Genomic DNA, 24,844 nt, shown 5'->3' with positions numbered 1-24,844 from the left:
GTCTAGTTGAGTTTAATTATTATGTCGGGATTCAATATCCTGATTGATTTTGTCTATCGTCCTGTCATCCAATTCGTATTTGGAGATGATATACATGGCAAGTAACAGAAGCAGCGCTGGAATGACAGCCACCAACCATAGGATCCCTATTTGGGCTGTGGCGGACTGTGCTGTTGCATTATCTTTGTCAAATGCAACATAAGCGAGCACCAGTCCCGGAATGATTCCTCCCAGGGCCATACCGGCCTTGTAGAAAATACCTGTTAGTGCATTGACAATTCCGGATATCCTTTTACCGGTTTTGTATTCCCCATAGGATATGACCTCCGGTACCAGTGCCCACATATATCCTGTGGCAACGATAACGCCTGTAGATTTGATAAACTGCGCGATCAGCACCAAGCCGATATTCCCCTTAAGGGTTTCATTTGATGAAATAATATATAACATCAGCATGCCCAGAATCGCGATTCCCAGAAATACATAGAACATTTGCTTCTTTCCGATTGCTCGTTTGATTGCCGGTACAAGGGGCATAAAAATAAATGCGGGTAAAGATCCCAAAGCCATAAAGTAAGGAAGCATATCCGGTGCATTGACATTATAGATCATATAATAAGAACCTGCCGAATTTCCAACGGCCATCATGGCAAAAGCAGTAATGAAGAAATACGCCAGAATACGCAAGGGGCGGTTGTGCTTAAATTCTTGCCATAGATCAGACACCCGAACGTTTTCGGTATCTTTTTCATCCATAATGACCCGCTCTTTTGTTTGTGAAAAACAAAAAAATAGCAGCACCAAACCAACCAAAGCATAGATAAGCATTGTCGTAAACCAGGCTTCGGCAGAGTCCTTCGAGTTGATCTTTCCATCCGGAGAGAAATATTTCACGACAATAGGTACTCCATAGCCAACCGCGAGCCCGCCAATATTGGCCATAAACATGCGGATGGACGTCAGTTTCGTCACTTCATCCGTATCTCTCGTTAAAGAAGCATTTAAAGCACCATAGGGAACATTAATCAATGTATACAACATCGATAGTCCAACATAAGTGAGGTAAGCATAGGTCAGTGAGCCTGAAAATCCATTCCAGAAACACAAGATCGCAAAACCTGTAAGCGGAATTCCCCCCAGAACTAAGTAAGATCTATATTTACCCAAACGGGGATTGCTTTTGTCGACAAATGCGCCTACGATAGGATCCCAAACAACATCAACAATACGTACGACGAGAAACATGATACCCGCTGATGCCGCAGATATTCCATAGACATTGGTATAAAAAAGCAATAGGTACATCGAAACGGTCTGGTAAATAAGATTCTGTGCCAGATCTCCTGCACCGAAGCCTACCCTTTGTTTCATTGAAAGCTTATAAAAGCCTTTCGCAGGCTTTACAGCTGTTGTCATTTGGTCCATATATAATTGGTTAATCGAATGTTGAATTACTGACGTAAAACTACAAGTACCTTTTCGAGGGCAACTGATACAAATGTTTTATATGCTAATAAAAATGTTTAAAAAAGACTCCTAAACACGAAATAATAGAAAACACTGCAGCAAATCCACCCTCGAAGGATACCTTGCGTTCATTTAATCGGCCACATATTTTATGAGGTAGCTTTTCGTCTGTCCCCGGTAAACACAATCGACTTTGGTATGATCTGACAGCAAACTTGCTTGCGTCACTGTAATCTTAACCTCGGGGTTAGCTGAGTATGCTTTTACAGCAGGGATCTTTTTACCTTTTACCTGAATAGGAGCCGCAATTTCATATATATTGTATCCAATGATGCCGTTCTCATCTGTAGATCTTAGGGGAATGGAAGGCAGGTCTAGTTTTTTACCTTCTACAATAATATCGACCGTTGGTGCTATCGGACGTACCATTTTTTGATCTTTCGAACTAAAGCCTAGTCCAATAAAATCAAAAAGTGCATTATCATCTCCGCCTTCTGCAACTAAATACAAGGCGTGCTTGCGGTCCAGCTGATCAACGGCATCGGATACATCGACCGTAAACTGTGTGACCTCCGATTTGGAATTTGCGGGAATGCTTATTTGGGCAATCCTTTTGCCCTTCCAGGCCTCATTATCCCAAGGACCATCCAACCATACATTGACCTTAAATGCGGCTTTTGTTTTTGGTGTGATAAACAGGTTGAAAGCTGTTTGGTTCCCTTTTTTAGTTCCTTGAAAGGCTTTCAACCCAAATTTATCCTGATGAAGTCCCCCAAACCCGAAATATTTGAAACCGACAATATGTCCATTTTTCATATTGGTTATTGGCATATGATTATCCCAAACATCCCAGGAATCCTGTTGTAAACTGATATCAGAAAGGTAACAGGCATAGCCAGCAGAATAGTACTGATAAGGAGCTAAGCCGTAAAAATGGAATCCTTCGGACGTGACTTCTGCACCTTTATATTCCTTCCCTTGTTTAGTTTTGACTGTCAGGTTTTCCTGATAGGGATCAAAGGCACGGATGGAAACCATCCCACCCTCCTTCACAGATTTTTCGTCCCATTCCACCTTGATCGGTTCGACTACAGCCTGTCTTGCAAAGCCAAACCCTCGCGGTGGTCTATGATAAAATACATACCATTGTCCATTGATCAGCTCAATACTGCCATGTGTATTATGCCCGGCATTGCTGGTTTCAATAGCCGAACCATCTTTATTCAATACCGGAGCCCGGGAGTCTACCAATACGCCGCCACCCTTCCATGGCCCTAGCGGTGAATCTGCGACCGCATAGCGTAGGGTTGAATTGGAGCTAGCTACACCATATTCGGGGCCCGAATAACCACTATATACCGTAACGTATTTGTTGCCGACTTTTCGAATGGAAGAGGCTTCAAAAAAATTAAAAGTTCCCAGATCCTCACCTTTAAAAATATTAGGATATGTGGTTCCTTTTGGGTCTCGCAGCTCACCATATCGTGCGCTCGCCGGCAGAAGATAATTGATAATTTCAGTTCCGGGTCTTAATGAGTACATGGTTTTTTGATCCAATTGCGCCGCCATTGACCGTTGAAATCCCCAGAACCCATATGCCCGGAATCCGATTTCGAAATCCGGGTCTTTCGGATCAGTGACGTATTCAATATAGACCGCCGGATCAAAGCCCAGGATGCTTCCCGGCAAAGTACGTTTGCCATCTTCCGTCAGATTTATCGGTTTAAAGGGACCATTTGGGCGGTCTCCTTTGACAACCATGGCTTCCCTATGCTCCCCTCTGCTGTGCGGAAACAAATAATATTCTTTTTTTCCGTCTTTCCTTTTGACCTCCACAAGGTCAGGGGCATACATAACATCCCATTTGGCGTCCATCGGATAGGTAAAAATAGCGCCTTCATCACGCCAGCTTGTTAGATTATCAATAGGTGCGGACCACATACGAATATCCGGGCCACAATAACTAGTAAACCGCAAATCATGGGAGCCGATGATATAAGCACGATATTTTCCAGGTTGATCTGGATCTTCGAATACACGGGGCTCACCATCAGGAAGATGCTCCCAAAGCGGAAGATAGGGATTTCCGATCGATTGGTGCACGTATCCTTTACTGTAATCCATTACCTTATTTTGTAGCTGTGCCATCAAAATCTTTGTCGGCAAAATTCCTGTGACGGATAATAATAATACCATTGTCCGTTTTCTTAGGACAATATTCAGTTTCTTCATAAAATTCTATAAATTAGTTGTTTAAATTTATTAATTGCACTTTTTGTTGCGCCGATTAATTTATTTCACTACGTCTTATTTCGCTACGTTCAGGATGCATTTTTACCAATTATCGGTACGAAATGGAATCGCTAATAATCCCTCTTTACTGATCAGGTTTGCATCTTCTGGATTATTGCTCCAGGCATAGCGAACAGCTTGGGGATGTTTAACCGTTGGATGGCTCAGCACGACTTTATTGTGTTGAATAAATGCATTCGCCCATACAAATTTTCGGTCCGCACCCGCTATAGCGAAATGCTGTAATGTTTTTCCATGACGAATCGCTAATCCTTTTCCAATTTGATCAAAGGAAACCAGGATCTTATCTCCTGTTATCTGCATCCCTTGATATCGGGGTCCGGATGCGGCTATATCTTCGCCATAGACGAGCCTACGCGCAGCTAAGAATAGTCGCTTCGCGATATCCTTTTTATTTAGTGGATGAATGTCATTCCACTCCCCTAGATCGTAAGTCACCGCTAATGCCGTTCCCGGTATTTTATTGCTAACCTGAAACTGAGCCTCTCGGAGAAGTGCCCAGTTTGAGCCGGTTGGAACCGTATCCTTAGGCATAAAGTTGGGAAGCTGCACCAGCAAAAAGGGAAGCTGTGCTTGTTGATACAGGGTACGCCAGTTTTTTATCAGCGCGCTTAGATAGCTTTCATAGTACTCGGGCTTATTTGTATTTGCTTCGCCCTGATACCAGATCACCCCCTTAATACGATAGTTTGCCAAGGGATAGATCATCCCATTATATAGACCGGAACCAGCTTTAACAAGCTGTCGTAGCCGGCTTTTGTATTTATCTACCTCATTTTGGTCAATTCCGACTTGCCAACGCCACTCACCGGCCAGATCTATCGTGACATCATCTATTTTCAATTGATATGGCTTATCGGGTGTAAAACCCCCATCGGGACCATTACACTGCAGTCTGATGCTGAGGCAGTTTTGTCCGGTATGAAGTATGCCCGCAGGCACATCATAAATCCGTGGCGGATAACGATAAGCTGTCGTACCAATGAAATGACCGTTGATATAAACGGAATCACTGTCAATCAAGGTGCCTAAATACAATTTCGCATGCCGGCCGTCTTTGGCAGCTGGAAGCATAAAATGCTTTCGATAATAAACAATACCCGGTTTGGATTCTTTTGGATTACGCCAATAATCAGGGACTTGTACAACTGGCCAGGACGAGTCATCAAAGCCTTCAGCGGTCCATCGGTTCAGGCCCTTGTCTTTTTCAAGTATTTGGAGACTATCTACTGCTGCTTGATCAATCAATAGGTCGGGGAACTGCTTTAAATGCTGCTGATCAATCCAGCTTTCTATTCCCGAGCCACCGAGACTGGAAACGAGCATTCCTACGGGTATGCCATTATGCCGGTGAGATTCCTGCGCATAAAAATATGCTAAGGCGGTCCAGTTCATGACATCCGAAGCGATGCCCGAGTGCCACCTCGCGCCGGAAAGTATTGCTTCTTTCGGTTCCAGTATACTATTTTGCGTCGGTACCTTAAAATAACGTATCATATGATTATTGGAAACGTTGATCTCCGGAAATCGCTCAACAAGTCGCTGGATCGGTGTTTCCATGTTCGACTGACCCGAACAGAGCCATACGTCGCCAATCAGAATGTCCCGGATCACGAGTTCATTGATCTCCATGGTATATGGGCCGCCATACTGCTGCGGTGGAATAGTTACGCTCCACCTACCATCGTTTCCAGTTGCGGTATAATAATAGCTCCCCCGAAAACGCAGCGTTATTTTTTCGCCCGGAGCAGCCCAGCCCCAAATCTTAAGTTCAGTATCGCGTTGTAAGACCATACAGTCGCTCACAAGTGCCGGTAGGCGCACCTCGGCCCGACAGGGCTGCAGTAGCAATACCAGGCCAATGGCCAGCATGACTTGGCGCAAAAAGTATGGCACAAAAAAGAAAGCTCGAACGCTAGTTATCATATCCCTTTCGTTTATTTTCCGAACTTCCAACAATCAAAAAATAAGATATTCGATGGCGCTTTACCTTTAAAGACAAAGTACAGATCATGGACGCCGGTGACTTTATTGGAAAGCGGCGTATCCACCGTGGTCCATCTGTCGTCACCCCCTGTCATTGGTACCGGTATCGTTGCTAAAAGTGGACCATCAACGGCATTTAACCTTACCTCCATGTTAACGTCACTATGGTGTGTTGTACCGAGTCTCGCAAAGAATGTTGTTGCCCCCTTTTCACCAAAATCAACGTTTTTCAGGCTCATATAGGCGCCGTTTTTGAGTGCTTTGATAAAAACACCCACCTGATTATTTTGATACGATTTAACATATTCGGACCAGGAGATGGTTTCCGCCTGCGTGAGTTCATAAGGATTTAATGTTGTAAGCGCTTGGACCCCGCCCGAGTTCATCTTCATCGCTTGCACACTGCCATCGGGATTAAACTTTAATTCCTGCACGGCGACCGAGCGTGTGAACCCACCGCCGCCTCTCAAAGCCCCGTTATGGTAAAAGAAGTAACTTTTCCCCTTAAAGTCGATCACTCCGGGATGGTTGGTGAAAGCCTTACCTTCGGCAGGCATGATAACACCCCCGTAGGTCCAGGGACCTTCAGCTTTTTTGCTTGTCGAATAAGCGATATATTCAGGTAGAGGACCTCCCGGCCAAAAAAGATAATACAAACTGTTCCTTTTATACAACCAAGGACCCTCTTCATAGCCCGTAGGTCGTTTCGGGTCGCCCTCCCTTTTTCCGAATGCTGCCGCCGTCATTGGAACCTCAAGGATACTGCCGGTATAGGAGATCATATCTTCATTCAGCTTGACATATTTCAGCTGGGGATTACCCCAGTACATATGCGCCTGCCCATCTTCATCAATAAACACAGTTGGATCGATATCGCCCCATTCACTCTGTACAAGCGGTTTTCCCAAAGGGTCATGAAATGGCCCTAATGGGCTATCACCGACAGCCACGCCGATCGCTCCACGATTGTTCAGTTTGGAAATAACAGGTACATACAGATAAAATTTGCCGTTTTTTTCAACACATTGCGCCGCCCAGGCGTCGCCTTTTGCCCATTCAAAATCGCTATACGAAAGGATTGCACCATGATCGGTCCAATTGACCATATCGTTGGTTGAATATGCCCGCCAATTGTTCATATTAAACCAGGTCGATTCTTCCTCATCCTGTGTGGTATAGAGATAGAGGCGGTTATTATATACCAAAGGTGCAGGATCGGCCGTGTAGGCTGTTTGTATAATCGGATTCTGGGCCTTTAATGTATTGATCGTCACCAAGACCATAATCAGAAATCCAAAAAGTAAGCAGGTTAAAAATTGTCGTCTCATATTGTCTTAGTTTGTTGTAAGATGGAAATAATCAAAATCCACATAGCCGCCAGCCGCCTTACTTGCGTAATTAAAAAGTCCAAAGCGATATCCCATAAAATGTGGTATTGTATAGCTCATCTTCAGTTCGTTGCCGACCGCCTTCCACTGGCGTCCATCTGTGCTGTAATAAAATTGGGCGATATCCTTTCTGTTGCTAAAATCGCAGCTGGCTTTTAGCATTACACGCTGTTCTTTTAGGGCGATTTTCGCCACCTCCTCCGGAATCCCCGTATGCGCATTGAGCATAACCAAAAATTTGTCCTTTCCTTCCATCCGGATTCCCAGCAGACCATAGTTTTTTTGCAGCAGGGACAATCCTGCGAAATCGCCATCTTTCATCTGCGACACATCAATAGCGATCGAACCGCTACAGGTGGGGCCTATCGTACGTTGTGTCAGCGTGTTTTTGGCTTGCAGGAAGTCGTTGGTAAGTTCACCCGTTTTTAAGCGCAAAAAACCGCTACGTTCTGTTACAGACCATAAGTTTGAATCAGGACGATGGTTCCATTGCCATACGAAGGGCAATGCAGATTGGTCTTTGGTTCGCTTAAACTCGTCGGAGCTAACAATACCCGGCATGAGGCCTTTGCTCTTGGGTAGTTTCAGCTTGCTTGGGACTTTGCCTGCTTCTCCCAGTACTGGCCATGCATCCTTCCAGCTGACCGGTACCAAAAATGGAATCCGACCGACAGCACCATGATCTTGAAAAAGGTACGCATACCATTGCCCATTGGGCATATCAATCAAGCCGCCTTGCGCCACGCCTTGATCTTGTAAAACAACTTTCCCTTCATACGGACCTTCCAATTGGCGCGCGCGATGTACAATAACGGTGCGCATTCCCCGTGCTGGCCAGGAAATATTAAAAAGATAATACATGCCATTGACCTTGAATAGCTGCGAACCTTCGGCCGGTAATCCCATCTTACCGCCCTTGGGTAAACTTGGCAAGGAAGCATCTTCGATCAAAGTACGTTCAGTTCCGACCCGAATGCCAGACAGGTCTGATTCCAGCTCCGCAATATGCAAACGCCCGCTCCCCCAGATCATATATATTTTTCCATGATCAAAGAACAAACTATGATCATGCAACATCGGGTGAAATTCATGCGCATGCCAAGGCCCATTTTCTATATCTTTTGTGGTATAGATATGTGTTTTCCCCGTATTGGAAGAAAAGGTACTCAGATAATAGGTCCCCGCATGAAAGCGCAGGCTACTTGCCCAGGAACCATGTCCGTAGGCATTTTTTTGGTTTTCCAAGTTAAGTTCATCCTGATCACCAAGCGAATCGTAGGCATAATTAACCAAAGTCCAATTGACCAGATCTTTGGATTTCATTATCGGAATCCCCGGACTCATATGCATGGTCGTACTGCTCATATAGTAGGTGTCGCCGACCCGTATCATCGACATATCGGGTACGTCGGCGAAAATTACCGGATTTTGTGCCTCCTGTGCCGATGTACCTTTGTAGGAAATTACGAGCAGAAACAGGATAAGTTTTCCTAGGCTTTTCATTTTTTAAATAGTAATTGCGAAACATGATAGAGGTCATTTTTCCACACATGGAAATCATGCCCGCCAGGTTCCAGGTAATAGATATGAGGTACTCCGTGTTCCGAAAGATATTCATGCGTACGCTTACTGATGTTGAGCAAACCGTCCTGGTCACCGCAGGAGATCCACAGCAGTTTTAGCCTGTCTTTAGCTTCTTTTGGTACGGGTAGCAATTCCTGCGGCATCTTGGTGTTAGGTGCAGAAGAAAAGCCACCGACCCAGGAAAAGGTATCCATATGGCCCAGTCCGAAATTCAGCGCCTGGCCTCCGCCCATTGACAATCCAAAAATCGCACGGTGCTCACGGTCCTTGAAAACGGGAAACTGTTTTTCAATAAAAGGAATCAGGTCGTTGAGCAGATCTTTTTCAAAAGTCGAAAATGCCGCCACCCGATCGGGTGCCATCACATTCCCGCCAGCGCGGTCATCTTGCATTGCGCGGCCATTGGGCATGATCACCAGCATGGGTTCCATTTTTCCTTCGGCATAAAGATTATCAAAAATTACCTGTGGATTTCCATGTCTGAACCATTCCCGTTCATCGCCGCCTATTCCATGCAGCAGGTACAGTACCGGATATTTTTTTGCGGTATCGTATCCCGGCGGGGTATAAATTAAGGCTTTCCTTGTAACTCCTACAGTTTTTGAAGAGTAAACAAGGGAATCGATTTTTCCAGTGGACGCCAATTTTCGCTCCACATCAAATCCTTGTGGGGCAGTCTGCTGTGCTTGAGCCATTAAGCTGGCGGAAAAAACACACAATAGGGTGCAGATTATCTTTTTCATCGTATAATTGGTTTAACAGTACATCAAATTTTAGGGTACGCAAGCAATAGAAACAATCGTCCAATTTCAATTTAGAAACAGTAGCGGATTCAATAATTGCAACAAAAGTCCATGACAAATTAAGTTGCCACTTTTCTCTTGAGCACGCGTAATACCGCTGCCACAATAGCGTCGGCGTTTAAGCCATATTTATCCATTAATGCACTTGGCGGCCCCGATTCACCGAAGCTATCGTTTACAGCGACATATTCCTGCGGACTAGGCATTTGTTTGGCCAACAATTGTGCTACACTGTCGCCAAGACCACCGATACGGTTATGTTCTTCAGCGGTAACGACACAGCCTGTTTTAGCAATAGAAGTTAGTATTGCGCGCTCATCCAAAGGTTTGATGGTATGGATATTAATGATTTCAGCATCAATACCCAAGGTCTCCAGTTCCTCCCCTGCACGGATGGCTTCCCAGACAAGGTGCCCTGTTGCCAAAATGGTCACTGCAGTGCCCGGATTCAGCATGACGGCTTCACCGATCACAAATTGCTGATCTTCGGGTGTGAAAACGGGAACAACAGGTCGTCCAAACCGCAGGTAAACCGGCCCTTGGTGTTTTGCTGCAGCTTTCGTCGCAGCCTTCGTCTGGTTATAATCGCAAGGGTTGATCACCGTCATTCCCGGAAGCATCTTCATCAATCCGATATCTTCCAATATCTGGTGGGTCGCTCCATCTTCGCCCAAGGTAAGGCCCGCATGCGAAGCTGCGATTTTTACGTTTTTATCCGAATAGGCAATAGATTGCCGGATCTGGTCGTATACCCGCCCTGTCGAAAAATTGGCAAATGTCCCTGTGAACGGTATTTTTCCACCGATGGTAAGTCCTGCCGCAATGCCCATCATATTTGCTTCGGCAATGCCGATCTGAAAGAAGCGTTCCGGAAAGGCCTTGATAAAATCGTTCATTTTGAGGGAACCAATGAGATCTGCGCAGAGAGCAACCACATTTTCGTCCTCCTTTCCTGCTTCCAGCAAACCGGCACCAAATCCAGAACGTGTGTCTTTTGATTCTGTATATGTATATTTCTTCATCTTAATTCTATTTCAAAATCTTCATCCTAGGAGATGATATAATCACCCAATGTTTCTGCATTCTGCCTTAAGGCGGCACGCAGCTGCTCATCGTTGGGCGCTATACCGTGCCATTTATGCGAGCCCATCATGAAATCGACGCCATTACCCATTTCGGTATGGAGCAACAGCATGACTGGCTGGCCAGCTCCGGTTGAAGCCTGCGCTTTACGAAGTCCTGAAATCACAGATCCAATATCATTTCCACGCATGATTTCAATAACCTTCCAACCAAAAGCCATCCATTTGCGGGGCAGATCGCCCAGCGAAAGGACATCGTTGGTGGCGCCGTCAATCTGGGCACCATTGTAATCTACAATAGCGATTAGATTGTCCATTTTGTTGTGGGCGGCATACATCGCCGCTTCCCATACCTGTCCCTCCTGCAATTCACCATCGCCCATCAGCACATACACGAATTGTTTATCCTTATTGAGTTTTTTTGCTTGGGCAGCACCGATAGCAACAGAAAGACCTTGCCCTAAGGATCCTGAAGCGACACGGACGCCTGGTAGTCCTTCATGTGTTGTCGGATGTCCCTGAAGTCGTGAATTGAGTTTTCTAAAGGTGGCAAGCTCATCAACGGGAAAATACCCTGCCCGCGCCAAAACACTGTAAAATACCGGAGATATATGTCCATTGGAAAGGAAAAACAGATCCTCCCCTACACCATTCAGGTCAAACTGATCGTTGCGCTGCATCAATTCGAAATATAGACAGACCAACAGCTCGGTACAGCCCAAGGACCCACCAGGATGTCCCGACTGACAGCCATGTACCATGCGGACAATATCTCTCCGGACCTGCTTAACGATAGCCTCTAAATTATGTATACTATGTTTCGTCATGACCATCTCAATTGTTACTTTGTGCGGCAACGCGTTTATGATCAGCTAAAAATTGGGCAAGTCCACTATCCGTCAATGGATGTTTTAATAGGGAGAAGATCGCCTGCAAAGGTCCGGTCATGACATCCGCACCGATCTTGGCACAACCTAGTATATGCGCACTATGACGGACTGAAGCCGCAAGAATTTGGGTCTGAAAAGCATAATTGTCATAGATGGTCCGTATTTCACGGATCAGCGCCAGTCCATCGACGGAGATGTCATCAAGCCTGCCCACAAAAGGCGATACATAGGTAGCTCCTGCTTTCGCTGCCAAGAGCGCCTGGCCCGCGGAAAATACCAGAGTACAGTTGGTCTTAATTTGTTTTGTGCTAAAATATTTGATCGCTTTAATGCCGTCTTCGGTCATTGGCACCTTAACAACAATCTTATTGTCCAAGGCTGCCAGGAGCAAACCCTCTTCAATCATTGCGTTATATTCTGTCGAAATGACTTCAGCACTTACGTCACCGTCTACAATAGCACAGATCGCTTTGTAATGCGCATGTACATGGGCTGTTCCTGTAATGCCCTCTTTGGCCATGAGTGAAGGGTTGGTCGTTACGCCATCTAAGACACCTAGATTTTGAGCCATGCGAATCTCATTGAGACTTGCGGTATCGATAAAAAATTTCATTTTTTTGAGTTGATTAGTTTTGTATTCGCTAGATCTCCAGCGATTGGTTATAGGACAAAACTATTGCTTTCAGCTAGATACGATTGCAACAAATAAAAAAAAGAAGGGTAAAAATGTTTAAAACAGATTACCCTTCTAAAAAAATGCGTTAAAACGATGTTTTTAGGCAACGGTTGTGCGCTTATTCAACCGTTGTACTTTTTTGTGACTGGATGTATTCACTTGGTGTCATTTGATATTTAGCCTTAAAGACTTTTGTAAAATAGTTTGGATTGGCAAACCCCGTTTCGTAAGCGATCTCAGAAATGGACTTATCGCTTTTTTCTAACAAGTTCGCCGCCTTTTCTAGTTTTACTGAGCGGATAAAATCTACGGGCGACATTCCGGTAAGTTCCAGTAGTTTGTTGTAGAGGGAGGCCCTGCTCATCGATGTGTGAGCACTCAGGGCTTCGACCGACAACTGCGGATTATCGATATTATCGTGCACATAACTGAGCACTTTCTGTAAAAATTTATCCTTTTCGGACTTGATCGTCATTTCGGGAGCCAGTATAGATACCTGTTTGCTATAGACCTCCTTAAAAGCCTGGTTCAGCTGGAGCAAACTGTTAACCTTCGCCACCAATACATCCATATCAAAGGGCTTGGTCAGGTAACCCACCGCACCCGACTCAAGGCCACAGACAAGACCGTTATCCACCTGCGATGCCGTCAGTAAAACAACAGGGATATGTTTTGTCCGCTTATCCTGTGCAAGCTTCTGTGAAAATTCCATACCGTTCATATAAGGCATCTGAACATCGCTTACCACAAGGTCCGGATGATGAAAAAGTGCCTTTTGCCAGCCATCCTTCCCGTTGGTAGCTTCGATTATCTGATAATGTTCTTTTAGGGACTCGTGGAGGTAGTATCTAAAATCTTCATCATCTTCAATAATCAACACCAATGGACTTTGTCTAAGCTCCGGCGGCTGCGCAGATACGATCGTCTCCTGCTCTTGCCCCCCTTCGTATAGCGGTTCAGCTTGATCTAACCAAAGATCAAACTTAAAGGTACTCCCATTGTTGGGCTGACTGTTTACCGAAATCTCGCCATGGTACATCTGAACAAATGACTGGGCGATCGAAAGTCCAATACCGGAACCCTGGCTTGCTATCATCCCTTCAGTATCATGTTGAAAAAAGCTTTCAAATATCGACTGCTGCAATTGCTCAGGGATACCTATGCCCGTATCACGCACCTCAAGATAAACATGCAGTTTGGTGTCAACAATGCTTACCGAAGATATCGTTACCGCGATATCCCCACCCTTTTTCGTGAATTTGAAGGCATTATAGATCAAATTAAATAAAACGCGCTCAACTTTGTTACGGTCAAATCGACAATACAGTTTTTCCTGACAAGGGTAAAAAGAATAATCAATCCCTTTTTGCAAGGCCATGTCCTGAAATGAACGGTATACTTCCTGGACAAAAGAAACTAGCTCACCGGCTTCATCCTGCAATTTCAGTTCATGGTATTCCATTTTCCGAAAATCAAGTAACTGGTTGACCAGGTTCAGTAGGCGACGTGCGTTACGGCTGATCAAATTAAGCTGCTCGCCCAGTTTGCTATCTTTATTTTTAGCGACCAAAGCATCTATCGGGCCCATGATCAGAGAGATCGGCGTGCGGAATTCATGACTTAAGTTGGTTAAAAACCTGATCTTCATCGCATCCACTTGATGCTTGGTCTCCGCATCCCTTTTTTGCTGTTCAATCAGCTGCCGCGCCTGGATGCGTTCCTGCTCAAGGGCAAATTTCTGCTTCAACTTTTGAATACCACGGTGCCTGATGGACAGCAGCACTGCGACGAAGGCCAGTACATAAAATAAATAGGCATACATTGTACGCCAAAAAGGTGGCGCAACGTGTATCGCTATCGATTTAATTTCCTTGTTCCAAACACCATCATTGTTGCTCGCACGTACCTCAAAGACATAATCCCCAGGATCTAAATTCGTGTAATAGGCACTATTTTCTTTTCCATTACGAATCCAGTTTTTATCGAAACCCACAAGTCGGTACTCATACTGGTTATCTTCCGGCACGGTAAGGTTTAGTGCTGCAAAAGAAATTGAAAAATTCTGCTTATACTTCAGGTTGATGCGATCGGCGGTCAACAGAGACTCTTGTATCGGACCTTTTTCGGTAGGCTGAATGATCACGTTGTCAATCTTTAGGTCGGTCAGTGCGACCTTGGCAGGATTGCTGTTGGTTTTTAAATGAGCGGGATAAAAATGGTTAAACCCCTTTTGTCCGCCAAAGTAAATTTCTCCGTCGTCCATTTTTAACGAAGCCCCGAGCATAAAGGCACCTTCTTGCAATCCGACTGCATTTGAATAATTCTTAAACTTATTTTGTGCTGGAGAATAACAACTCAAACCTTTGTTCGTTGAAAACCAGATCCGCCCGCGATCGTCTTCCACAATACTTTGAATAGCACCATTCAATAGGCCATCTTTCTCGGAAAGCGTCTCAAAGATTGTTTTCCCTTTTCGCAGCAAACCGATGCCATTACCGTTTGTTCCTACCCACAGATTCCCTTTTTTATCGGTATGTATAGCTAGTATATAATTGCTTGGAAGCTTATTTTTTGCTTTATCATAACCTGTAGTCCGTTGTTTCAAAGGGTCGTACATCAGCAGCCCCGAGCCGTAGGTCCCTATCCACATGTTGTGATCCTGGTCTTCCGCCAGTGCACGTATAAAATTCCCCGATAGCTCAATTCCATCGTCTGATTGCTCCTCGCGTTTGTATTTTTTAACAATTCCGCTCCCCTTTTGGATGATGTTTACGCCGCCGCCGTTTGTCCCGACCCAGGTATTTCCCCGAAAATCAACTTTCAAACAAAAAATATCGTTACTATTCAAGTTGTCTTTTCTACTGCCAGCAGTGTATCTTTTGAGGTTTCCAGTAGGGAGATCATAACAGATCAGCCCCTGCTGATAGGTGCCGATCCAAAGCTGGTCCAGGTTTCTTTGCAAGGTTAGCACCGTGAGATCTTTAGGCAGGTTGGCAGAAAGCGCAACGGGAGACAATCGATCCGTAGTGCGGTCGTATTTCCAAATGCCACCACCGTCCACGCCCAAAAAGACCTTATTTTGATAGGCTGCAAAGGAGGTCACAATCGCTGGATCGCCGGTCATGCCTTCCAGGAAATCCAGGCTTTTTAAGCTAAATTGACTTAAATTGGTGTCGAATTTATTTAAGCCGCCCTGAAATGTACCTATCCAGTAGATTCCACTGTTGTCCTTAAAAATTGACCGTATTGATTTATGGGAAAGGCTATGCACATTACTTGGGTCGGGCTTAAAGGTCCGAATGGTAAAATCACTGGTATTAAGTACATCGAGACCATTGTCCGTTCCGATCCATAAGTCCTGCTTTTGATTATAACACAAGGTATAAATGCGTGGACTGCTCAAAGCACTTCTACCTGCTCCGGCGCTAAATTTATTAAACTGCGTATCGCCCGGATTCAAATATTTAAGTCCGAGCATAGACCCGATCCAGATTCTACCCTGATCATCTTCGACAATGGACGTCACTTCAATCCCATTTCCATAACCTTCCTGTTCCGAAAGAACTTCAAAACGTTTGATGGTCTTTAAATCTGCTGCGATACGAAAAATTCCGTTCTCCGACGAGACCCACATGTTGTTGTGCCGATCCCGAAAGACACAGCCCGTTACTTTGCCCACAAACGTTTCGACAATACGTCGATAGGTCGGATCCATCTTTTTTTGGAGATCATTGACATCCAGGATATACAGCGCACCATAGGAAGCGATCCAGATATTTCCATTTGCATCCTGATCAATTGCATTGATTGCCGTGCTGAGCCATTTACCATCGGGTGTAAGATTATACGAGCGGATACGGTCGGCCTCCCGATCATAATAACTTAATCCGCCGCCATTTGTACCAATCCATATTCTACCCTTCCTGTCTTCACTTAAGGCCGAAATATGGTTTGCCATTAAACTGTTCGCTTGATTGGCATCATAGCGATAGACATTGTAATGACGCCCGTCGAAGCGGTTCAGCCCATCCTCTGTCCCCAGCCAAAGAAAACCATAGCTGTCGCGATAGATACTATAGATGGTATTGGAAGAAAGTCCGTCTTTTGAAGAATAGCGTTGAAATGTTACAGGCTGGTTTTGCCCATAGGAAAATAAGGTCAGCAATATCCAGCTTAATGCCAGTAAAATCCGTATCATATCTTTAGGTATATTATCCCACCCCAAAAACTTGAAGTGAACTGTCAACTAAATTATCAAATTAATCCCGATCAAACTAGTCTGTACAAGGATTTACACGCTATTGGCAGTCATTTTTGACATTCTTATCCTTCATTTAAACATTCTTGCTATCCGTACGAATTTACAATGGCTAGCTTTGGTCTACAATTATAAACTGCTTTGAAAGGCATCTCCCCTTATGGGGAAATTGCGTCTCAATGATGCAACCGGTTGCGATGCAATTAAGATCGGGAAAATAAACCAATTATTAAACAAAAATATGATAGCACAGAACGGTCCCTAAATGACAGTTCATTTTTGCCAAATGAACCACGCGAACATAGGTATCATCATACCTAACCAGTTCAAGAAAAATTAACCAATCATTCTTCAACCTATTTATCAATCAACATGCGATGATGATTATATGTACAATCTCACAAGTAAGGCATTGGAAAAAGCTATGGGGTATAGCTAAACCGTTCACTTTACTGCTGTTCCTGCTTTATGTGGGACAAGCAACACTCTATGCCCAGGCCAAAAGGCAGATCAGGGGCGTTGTTTTCGATAGCAACCACAAAAAAGTAAGCGGCGCTTCCATTCGCGTAAAGGGCACATCGCTGGCCACGGCTACCGATGACAACGGAGCTTTCACGATCGAGATCCCGGCAGCCAATAATTTGTTAACGGTCTCCAAGCTAGGATACGGTCAATTGGAAGTCGATATCCACAATAAGAACAGCGTAGAAATAGAACTAAGCGATAAGTCTATCGAAATCGAAGAAACGGTGGTAGTCGGTTATGGTCGTCAGAAAAAGGAAACTGTTGTTGGTGCCATTGCGCAGACTTCAGGCAAAATTTTAGAACGCGCTGGCGGTGTTTCCAGTGTAGGAGCTGCATTGACCGGTAACGTGCCGGGGGTAATTACCACAGCAAGTACAGGTATGCCCGGAGAGGAAGATCCCCGTATTGTGATCCGCGGGCGCAGCACCTGGAATAATACCGATCCCTTAGTCATGGTAGATGGTGTGGAACGACCCTTATCTGCGGTTGACATCAGTTCTATCGAAACGATCTCTGTACTCAAAGACGCCTCGGCAACTGCTGTTTATGGCGTTCGAGGGGCCAACGGTGTAATTTTAATTACGACCAAGCGGGGTAAAGAAGGCCAGATGCTGATTCGTGGTACCATCAACAACATTGTCAAGACCGTTTCCCAGCTTCCGGGTAAAATGGATTCCTACGATGCGCTAATGCTGCGCAATAAAGTGATTGAATATGAACTGGGCATCAACCCGGCCAGTTGGGCCGATTATTCGCCGCAGGATATCATCAATAAATACCGTTTCCCGGCTGACCAAACCGAAAGAGAACGTTATGTAAATACCGATTGGGCAAAAGAACTCTTTAGAAGCCAAGCATTTTCGCAAAATAGCAGTGTGAATATTGCGGGCGGCACCCCATTTGTCAAATACTTTGCCAATGCGGATTATCTCTACGAAGGCGATATGTTCCGCCAGTTTGAAAACGCCAGGGGCTATAAAGCCGGCTATGGATTTAACCGGCTCAATGTACGGTCGAATCTGGATTTCCAGCTGACGCCAACAACAAAATTTTCAACGAATCTCGCGGGTTCACGTGCTGTCCGGAAAAGTCCCTTTGGCGGTGGCAATAATTATTCCTATTGGATTGCAGCCTACACCGTTGCCCCGGATGTTATTTACCCACGTTATTCCGATGGCACCTGGGGATTTAATGCGCCAAACCCGAATGCCGGAATAAACTCGGCCCGAGTACTGGCCATCAGTGGAACGGAGTATACAACTACAAGCCGCATTACGACAGATTTTACGCTCGAACAAGACCTTAAATTTTTGGCAAAAGGACTGAATGTGCGTGGAACGCTGTCGCTGGACAATACTTTCGTTGAAGCCAATCGTGGCATCAATGACGCGAATAATAACACCCAGAGCAAGTGGATAGATCCCAAAACCGGACTTCCAACCTACCAGATCCCTTTCGATGGCACCAATAGATTTGATTTTGTGGAAGGTATTGACTGGACTACAGGCGCAGGATTTGTCGACGATAGAGCCACTTACAGAAGATTGTTTTATCAATTGCAATTAAATTATGCAACAACCATTGCTCAGCAGCACAATATTTCGGCAATGGGACTAGTCAACCGCAATCAATACGGAAGAGGAAGTACCGTTCCCTCCTATCGGGAAGACTGGGTATTCCGTGCCACGTACAATTATAAAAACAAATATATGGTCGAATATAATGGCGCATATACAGGATCGGAGAAATTCGCCCCCGAAAACAGATTTGCCTTTTTTAACTCTGGCGGTGTCGGCTGGTTAGTTTCGGAAGAAGAATTTATGAAACCTTTATCCTTTTTGAACAGCTTAAAGCTGCGTGGCTCTTATGGGGATATTGGCGACGATAGCGGTGGTGGACAGTTTCTTTATTTGACACAATGGGCTTATGGCGGTACTTCAGGAATGGGTGTCGATGGTCGGTTTTCCTACTCCGATGGCAATACCAGTCCATACATCTGGTATAAAGAAAATGTGCTCGGCAACCCCAATATCCGCTGGGAAAAAGTAAAAAAACTAAATTTCGGTGTGGATTTCGGATTATTCAACGGACAGATTTCTGGAAAGGTAGACTTTTTCAAGGATCATCGGACGAATGTGCTTATCACGGGGAGCGGACGCTCCATTCCCTCCTACTTTGGTGTTGAGGCCCCAACGGCCAACCTCGGAGAGGTGGAAAATAAAGGTTATGAGGTCGAACTGAAATTCAATAAACAGCTCAACCCCGATTGGCGGATATGGGCCGATATCAATTTTACCCATGCCAAGGATAAAGTCATCAATGCCGATGCACCTGAGTTGCTGCCCGAATATCAAAAACCGGACAACAAACAGGTGAGTCAGACCTATTCCTATGTTAGCTCCGGATATTACAATACCTGGGATGAACTTTACGGAAGCACGATACACGAAAGCAATGACCTGGCTAAGCTCCCCGGTAGTTATCATATACTCGATTACAATGCTGACGGTATTATCGATGCCAAAGACAATATCCCCTATGCCTTTCCCTCCGTTCCGCAAAATACCTACAACTGTACGATTGGATTTGACTGGAAGAATTTCAGTGTCATGACACAATGGTATGCCGTCAACAACGTCACGCGTCAGGTTGTCTTCAATAGTTTCTCAGGGCAACTGAATTTGGCCTACGATGAAGGCTCCTATTGGTCAAAGGACAATATCAATGCCGATGTGCCACTCCCACGATGGTTATCACAACCGAGCAGTTACGCTCCTGGCAACCGGTATATGTTTGACGGCTCATACATTCGATTGAAGACAGCGGAAATTGCCTACAATTTCAATCGCGAATCCAGTGTAATCAAACGCCTAGGCCTTCAAAATCTCCGCCTATTCCTGAATGGCAACAACCTGGTCTTCTGGTCGAAAATGCCGGATGACCGAGAATCCAATTACGCCGGCACTGGTTGGGCTTCCCAAGGAGCTTATCCTACGGTAAAGCGATTTAATCTAGGTGCAAACATTACTTTTTAAAGCAATTAGACAGATGAAAAAATATTTCAAGGTAATCTTTATAACGGGTGCGCTGTGGTCCACTACCTCATTACTCTCCTGCAATAAATATCTAGATAAAGAGGAACAGTCCAATGTATCATCCAAAGAAGCATTTAAAAACTTTATCAACTTCCAGGGCTATACGGAAGAACTGTACAACTGCGTAGTCAATTTCAGCAACAACTACTGGACCAACTCCTGGAACTGGGGTGAGGATGAAATAACCTCCACTGCGAACAATTTCCATTTTGTAAACAAAATAGACCAAGGCAATTTTTGGGGTTGGCAGAGGGAATTTGACGGCTGGGGTGCCGGTTGGATGGATCAGGGCGACTTTACCACCAACAACAACGATGTATTCGCCAACCGTGCCTTTCGCGATCTATGGAGCGCCGCCTGGTTTGGCCTTCGGAAAATAAGCCTTGGCTTAGAAAATATCGATAAACTGACCGAAGCGACACAGGAGGAAAAGAACCTGATCAAAGGGCAATTGTTATTTTTCCGGGGTTGGTTTCACCACCGCCTGATGGAATATTTTGGCGGTATGCCCTACATCAATTATGTACTTCCAAGTGACGAAAAGCTCCGGTTGCCAAGACTTAGCTACCAGGCCTGTGCAGACCTTGCCGCTGCCGATTTTAGAGAAGCGGCCGACCTCCTGCCGATTGATTGGGACAATACAATTGCTGGACAGCGTACACTCGGTAAAAACCAGTTGCGCATCAATAAAATCATGGCACTGGCCTATCTGGGCAAAAACTACCTTTGGGCAGGGAGTCCGCTGATGAATTTTCAGTCTACCGGGAGTAAAACCTATCAGACGGATTATTGCAAAAAAGCGGCCCAGGCCTTTGGCGAATTGCTGTCCCTTGTGGAGAGCGGGCAGACAAATTATGCGCTGGTACCCCTGGCCAATATTCATTTAAACTTTTACACCACGGGACAAAACTGGGCTATGCCAGGTAGTACAGAAGCTATTTTTAGAGGCCCTTATATTGATGCATGGGTATCGAACTGGGGTACGAGCAAGCAATACATCCCACTGGAGGTTGGAGATGGCGACCTTAAATTTATCCCAACCGCAAATTATGTCGATTACTATGGCATGAAAAGCGGCTTACCGATCAAGGACATTACCCAGTCTGATGCTGAGTCGGGATACAATGCCGAATATCCCTGGAAAGATCGCGACCCACGCTTTTATAAGGACATTATTTTTGACGGTGCAAAGGTCGTTCAGGGAAATATGTCGGCATCCGAAGAAAAAAACCGTTACGCGAATCTATTCACAGGCGGAAGCTATCGGGATACCCGTACCGGAAGTCAGACGGGCTACGTCTTACGCAAATTTATCCCTTTAACATCGAACAAATATGATCAAGCCTATAGCTACGGTACCAATCTTCATATTTACGTCCCTTACATGCGTCTTGCCGATGTCTATCTGATGTACGCTGAATCTGCCCTGATGGCTTCCAATTCGGCCATGGGCAAAGCAGACAATTACGGCAAAACAGCCGTCGATGCCATCAATATCGTACGCGACCGGGCCGGCGTGGGCCATGTCGACAGCAAATTTCTCAGCTCCGCAGCCGCCCTGCTCCCCGAGCTACGCCGCGAACGCGCGGTGGAACTTGCCTTCGAAGGCCACCGCTTTAATGATCTGCGCCGCTGGTTGTTATTGACCGAAGCGCCTTACACCTTAAAGAAGGCAGTTTCCTTTGATCGAGCAGGAACATTTAATAATCAAGATCCGTCTCAGAATCGCGTGGTCAACATCAAGGAGCATATTCTTGTGGAACGCAAATTTACGAGCAAACATTACTGGTTACCCCTAAAGGTCAGAGATGTCAATATGTATCCCGAGTTCTATCAGAACCCAGGTTGGTAACAAGTTTTTCATTTAATCATTCAAAAAATGAAGTACAAAAAATTAACGATAGCACTATGTCTTGGATTAAGCTGCATTGCCACCACGGAAGGAATGGCCAAAGCATCGCTTGATCCGACCGTTGGACAACCTAAAAATATCTTCCGGACATTTTTGACAGCCGCAGCTCCGGACAGTAGTGCCATAGACAGTACGGCACTCGTACAGGTCGCATTCCGCAAAGTCCAAAAAAATGACCTTATGGGCAATGTGCAGGCGATCAATATCCCACAATTGCTGGACAAGAGCTACAATACCTACAGTTTGGAAAATCTTGATGCCTTTATTCCCGGATATAACGGAAATATTTGGGGGATGAGCGGTTACCTGGTCTTAGTGGATGGATTTCCGCGCGATGCCAATAACGTTATGCCGACGGAGATCGAACAGATCAGTGTGCTAAAAGGAGTCAATGCCATTGCCCTTTATGGGAGCCGGGCTGCCAAAGGCGTAATCAGCATTAGCACCAAACGTGGAAAAGCCGGCGGTCAGCAGGTGAAAATCAGGGCCAATAGCGGAATCAATACGGCGATCAGTTATCCAGAATACCTGGGCTCAGCAGAATATATGACATTGTATAATGAAGCCCGCCAAAATGATGGGCTAAGCCCACTTTACAGTGCCGAAACGATCTATCAGCATGCAGCCGGGACAAATCCCTTTCGTTACCCCAATGTCGATTACTATTCCCCGGACTATATCAAAGATCATTATTACCGCTATGATGCGACTGCCGAAATCTCAGGCGGCAATCAGCGCGCGCAGTACTATACCAACTTTGGTTTTTGGTCTGAAGGAGCCATGCTCAACTTTGGGCAGGCGAAAAAAAATGGTGGTGCCAATCGATTTAATATGCGTGGTAATATCGACGTTAAAGTCAGCGATATCATCTCATTAAATGTCGATGCAGCAGCCAGCTTCTATATTTCCAAGGGTGTGAATGCAAACTATTGGGAGGCTGCGGCCAATATACGGCCGCATCGCTTCTCGCCGCTCATCCCGATCGATATGATCGAAGAAGGCGACCTCAATTCGATGGTATATGTCAACAACAGTAATTTTCTGATCGATGGCAAGTACCTGCTGGGGGGAAGTCAGCTCGACCAGACCAATGCCTTTGCTAACATTTATGCCGGCGGCACAAACCGCTATCTTAACCGGCAGTTTCAATTTAATACAGGTTTGAATTTCGACTTGAAAAATATCCTGGAAGGCCTGGTTTTCAAAACCAACCTCGCCGTGGACTATCAGTCCAATTATAATCAGGCCTACAACAACAATTATGCAGTATATCAAGCTTCATGGAACAACTATGATGGAAAAGATCGGATCAGTGGCCTCACAAAATATGGTGATGACCGCATATCGGGTATCCAAAATATCAGCAACAGCAGTTATCGGCAGACCATCGGGCTCAATGGTTCCCTGAATTTTAACCGCACGTATGATAGCAAGCACCATGTTTCGGCGATCTTATTGGCCAATGCCTTTCAGATCGCTGCCTCCGGCAGTTACCATAAACTCAGCAATGCCAACCTGGGGCTACAGTTAGGCTACAACTATTCCGGTAAATATTATGTTGACTTTAGTAGCGCCTATAGCCATTCGGCGAAATTGCCTGCGGGAAACAGACAGGCCCTCTCCCCGACACTGGCTCTTGCCTGGCGCCTGTCAAAGGAGAACTTTCTCGCCAATAGCAAAGTTGTCAATGAGCTAAGATTGTCCGCTTCGGCCGGTATTTTAAACACCGACCTGGACATCAGCGATTATTTCCTGTATCAGGGCTATTATACCTATAACAATGGAGCCTGGTATAGCTGGGCGGATGGCGCATTGGTACACTCTTTTGACCGACGTCGAGGGGACAATCCAAATATGAAATTCCCAAAACGCAAGGAATTTAACCTCAGCCTTGAAGGCGGACTTTACCATAACCTGATTACCTTCAATACATCCTACTTTTTTAACCGCATGAGCGGTGGTTTGGTACAAGCGGCAACGCAATACCCGATGTATTTTACGACAGGTTGGCCCGTTTACTCGGATCTTCCCTTTATCAATTACAACAGTGACGAACGCCAGGGTGTAGACTTTGGTATCAATCTGAACAAACAGTTAAACCAAACTTTTGTATCCCTGGGATTCAATGGCATGTACTATACGACAAAGGCCGTAAAAAGGGACGAACTTTATCAATTTAGCTATCAAAATAAAGCCGGGAAACCGCTGGATGCATTATGGGGTTTACAGCATGATGGTTTTTATAGGAGCCAGTCCGACATTGACAATTCGGCCTTCTCTTCATTTGGGGAGGTAAAACCCGGTGATATTAAATATAAAGACCAAAACGGGGACGGCACGATCGATACGCGGGACGAAGTTTACCTGGGCAAAGGCGGATGGAGCGGAGCTCCGCTTACATTGGGACTCAACCTGACAGTCAAATGGAACAACTTCAGCCTATTTGCTGCCGCTACAGGCCAATTTGGTGCCAAGGCCATGAAAAACAGTTCTTACTTTTGGGTAGATGCGGAGGATAAATACTCGGTGGTCGTCCGCGACCGCTGGACAGAGTCGACCAAGGAGACTGCAACTTATCCGCGCCTGACCACCTTCAACAGTGATAACAACTTTCGAAGTTCAGACTTTTGGCTCTATAAGACCGATCGCATCAACCTGTCCAAAGTGCAGCTTTCCTACGATTTTCCCAAACGCATACTCCACTCCAAATTTATCCATGAATTAGGTATTTACGCCAATGGATCCAATCTGTTGATGATTGCAAAGGAAAAAGAAACCATGCAACTGAATGTTGGACAAGCGCCTCAAACCCGATTCTTCAACGTCGGCCTAAAGGCTTTATTTTAATCATGAATAGTTAAAATG

13 protein-coding genes are annotated in these 24,844 nt (G+C 45.3%); 3 read left to right on the top strand and 10 right to left on the bottom strand.

Annotated elements, in window-relative coordinates; genetic code table 11:
- Nucleotides 1-12: 12 nt before the first annotated feature.
- From ABDW32_RS07015 to ABDW32_RS06970, 10 genes are all read right to left on the bottom strand, one after another.
- The gene (locus tag ABDW32_RS07015) at nt 13-1,371 is read right to left on the bottom strand and encodes an MFS transporter (RefSeq protein ID WP_343560789.1); all 1,359 of its coding nucleotides are present in this window, start codon (nt 1,369-1,371) and stop codon (nt 13-15) included.
- Between the two features lie 228 nt (nt 1,372-1,599).
- On the bottom strand, nt 1,600-3,699 hold the full coding sequence (locus ABDW32_RS07010) for a hypothetical protein (protein ID WP_343560787.1): 2,100 nt from the start codon (nt 3,697-3,699) through the stop codon (nt 1,600-1,602).
- 102 nt (nt 3,700-3,801) lie between these two features.
- On the bottom strand, nt 3,802-5,706 hold the full coding sequence (locus tag ABDW32_RS07005; protein ID WP_343560785.1) for a sialate O-acetylesterase: 1,905 nt from the start codon (nt 5,704-5,706) through the stop codon (nt 3,802-3,804).
- An 11-nt stretch (nt 5,707-5,717) separates the two neighbouring features.
- Nucleotides 5,718-7,094, bottom strand: coding sequence for a glycoside hydrolase family 43 protein (locus ABDW32_RS07000; protein ID WP_343560782.1), 1,377 nt, complete (start codon nt 7,092-7,094; stop codon nt 5,718-5,720).
- 6 nt (nt 7,095-7,100) lie between these two features.
- The gene (locus tag ABDW32_RS06995) at nt 7,101-8,657 is read right to left on the bottom strand and encodes a glycoside hydrolase 43 family protein (RefSeq protein WP_343560780.1); all 1,557 of its coding nucleotides are present in this window, start codon (nt 8,655-8,657) and stop codon (nt 7,101-7,103) included.
- Nucleotides 8,654-9,481, bottom strand: coding sequence for an alpha/beta hydrolase-fold protein (locus ABDW32_RS06990; protein WP_343560778.1), 828 nt, complete (start codon nt 9,479-9,481; stop codon nt 8,654-8,656). Before ABDW32_RS06990 ends, ABDW32_RS06995 begins: the two co-directional genes overlap by 4 nt.
- A 119-nt stretch (nt 9,482-9,600) precedes the next feature.
- Nucleotides 9,601-10,563 carry a transketolase C-terminal domain-containing protein gene (locus ABDW32_RS06985; RefSeq protein WP_343560776.1) on the bottom strand — a complete coding sequence of 321 codons (963 nt, stop codon included), beginning with the start codon at nt 10,561-10,563 and terminating at the stop codon, nt 9,601-9,603.
- Between the two features lie 26 nt (nt 10,564-10,589).
- On the bottom strand, nt 10,590-11,450 hold the full coding sequence (locus ABDW32_RS06980; RefSeq protein ID WP_343560774.1) for a transketolase: 861 nt from the start codon (nt 11,448-11,450) through the stop codon (nt 10,590-10,592).
- Between the two features lie 7 nt (nt 11,451-11,457).
- Complete coding sequence (gene fsa / locus ABDW32_RS06975; protein WP_343560772.1) at nt 11,458-12,126, bottom strand: fructose-6-phosphate aldolase; 669 nt, start codon at nt 12,124-12,126, stop codon at nt 11,458-11,460.
- Nucleotides 12,127-12,307: 181 nt separating this feature from the next.
- Nucleotides 12,308-16,387 carry a two-component regulator propeller domain-containing protein gene (locus tag ABDW32_RS06970; RefSeq protein WP_343560770.1) on the bottom strand — a complete coding sequence of 1,360 codons (4,080 nt, stop codon included), beginning with the start codon at nt 16,385-16,387 and terminating at the stop codon, nt 12,308-12,310.
- A gap of 437 nt (nt 16,388-16,824) precedes the next feature.
- Here ABDW32_RS06970 and ABDW32_RS06965 point away from each other — a divergent pair, with 437 nt between their 5' ends.
- From ABDW32_RS06965 to ABDW32_RS06955, 3 genes are read left to right on the top strand one after another with little or no spacing between them, the layout of a single operon-like run.
- On the top strand, nt 16,825-20,007 hold the full coding sequence (locus ABDW32_RS06965) for a SusC/RagA family TonB-linked outer membrane protein (RefSeq protein ID WP_343560768.1): 3,183 nt from the start codon (nt 16,825-16,827) through the stop codon (nt 20,005-20,007).
- A 13-nt stretch (nt 20,008-20,020) separates the two neighbouring features.
- Entirely contained in the window at nt 20,021-21,919 is a 1,899-nt protein-coding gene (locus ABDW32_RS06960) for a RagB/SusD family nutrient uptake outer membrane protein (protein ID WP_343560766.1), read from the top strand.
- Between the two features lie 27 nt (nt 21,920-21,946).
- Nucleotides 21,947-24,826 carry a SusC/RagA family TonB-linked outer membrane protein gene (locus ABDW32_RS06955; RefSeq protein ID WP_343560764.1) on the top strand — a complete coding sequence of 960 codons (2,880 nt, stop codon included), beginning with the start codon at nt 21,947-21,949 and terminating at the stop codon, nt 24,824-24,826.
- Nucleotides 24,827-24,844: the final 18 nt, after the last annotated feature.

The sequence above is a fragment of the Sphingobacterium sp. genome, from assembly GCF_039596235.1.
GTDB lineage: Bacteria > Bacteroidota > Bacteroidia > Sphingobacteriales > Sphingobacteriaceae > Sphingobacterium.
The sequence above is the reverse complement of the archived record's forward strand: the minus strand, read 5'-3'. Positions and strand labels throughout refer to the sequence as shown.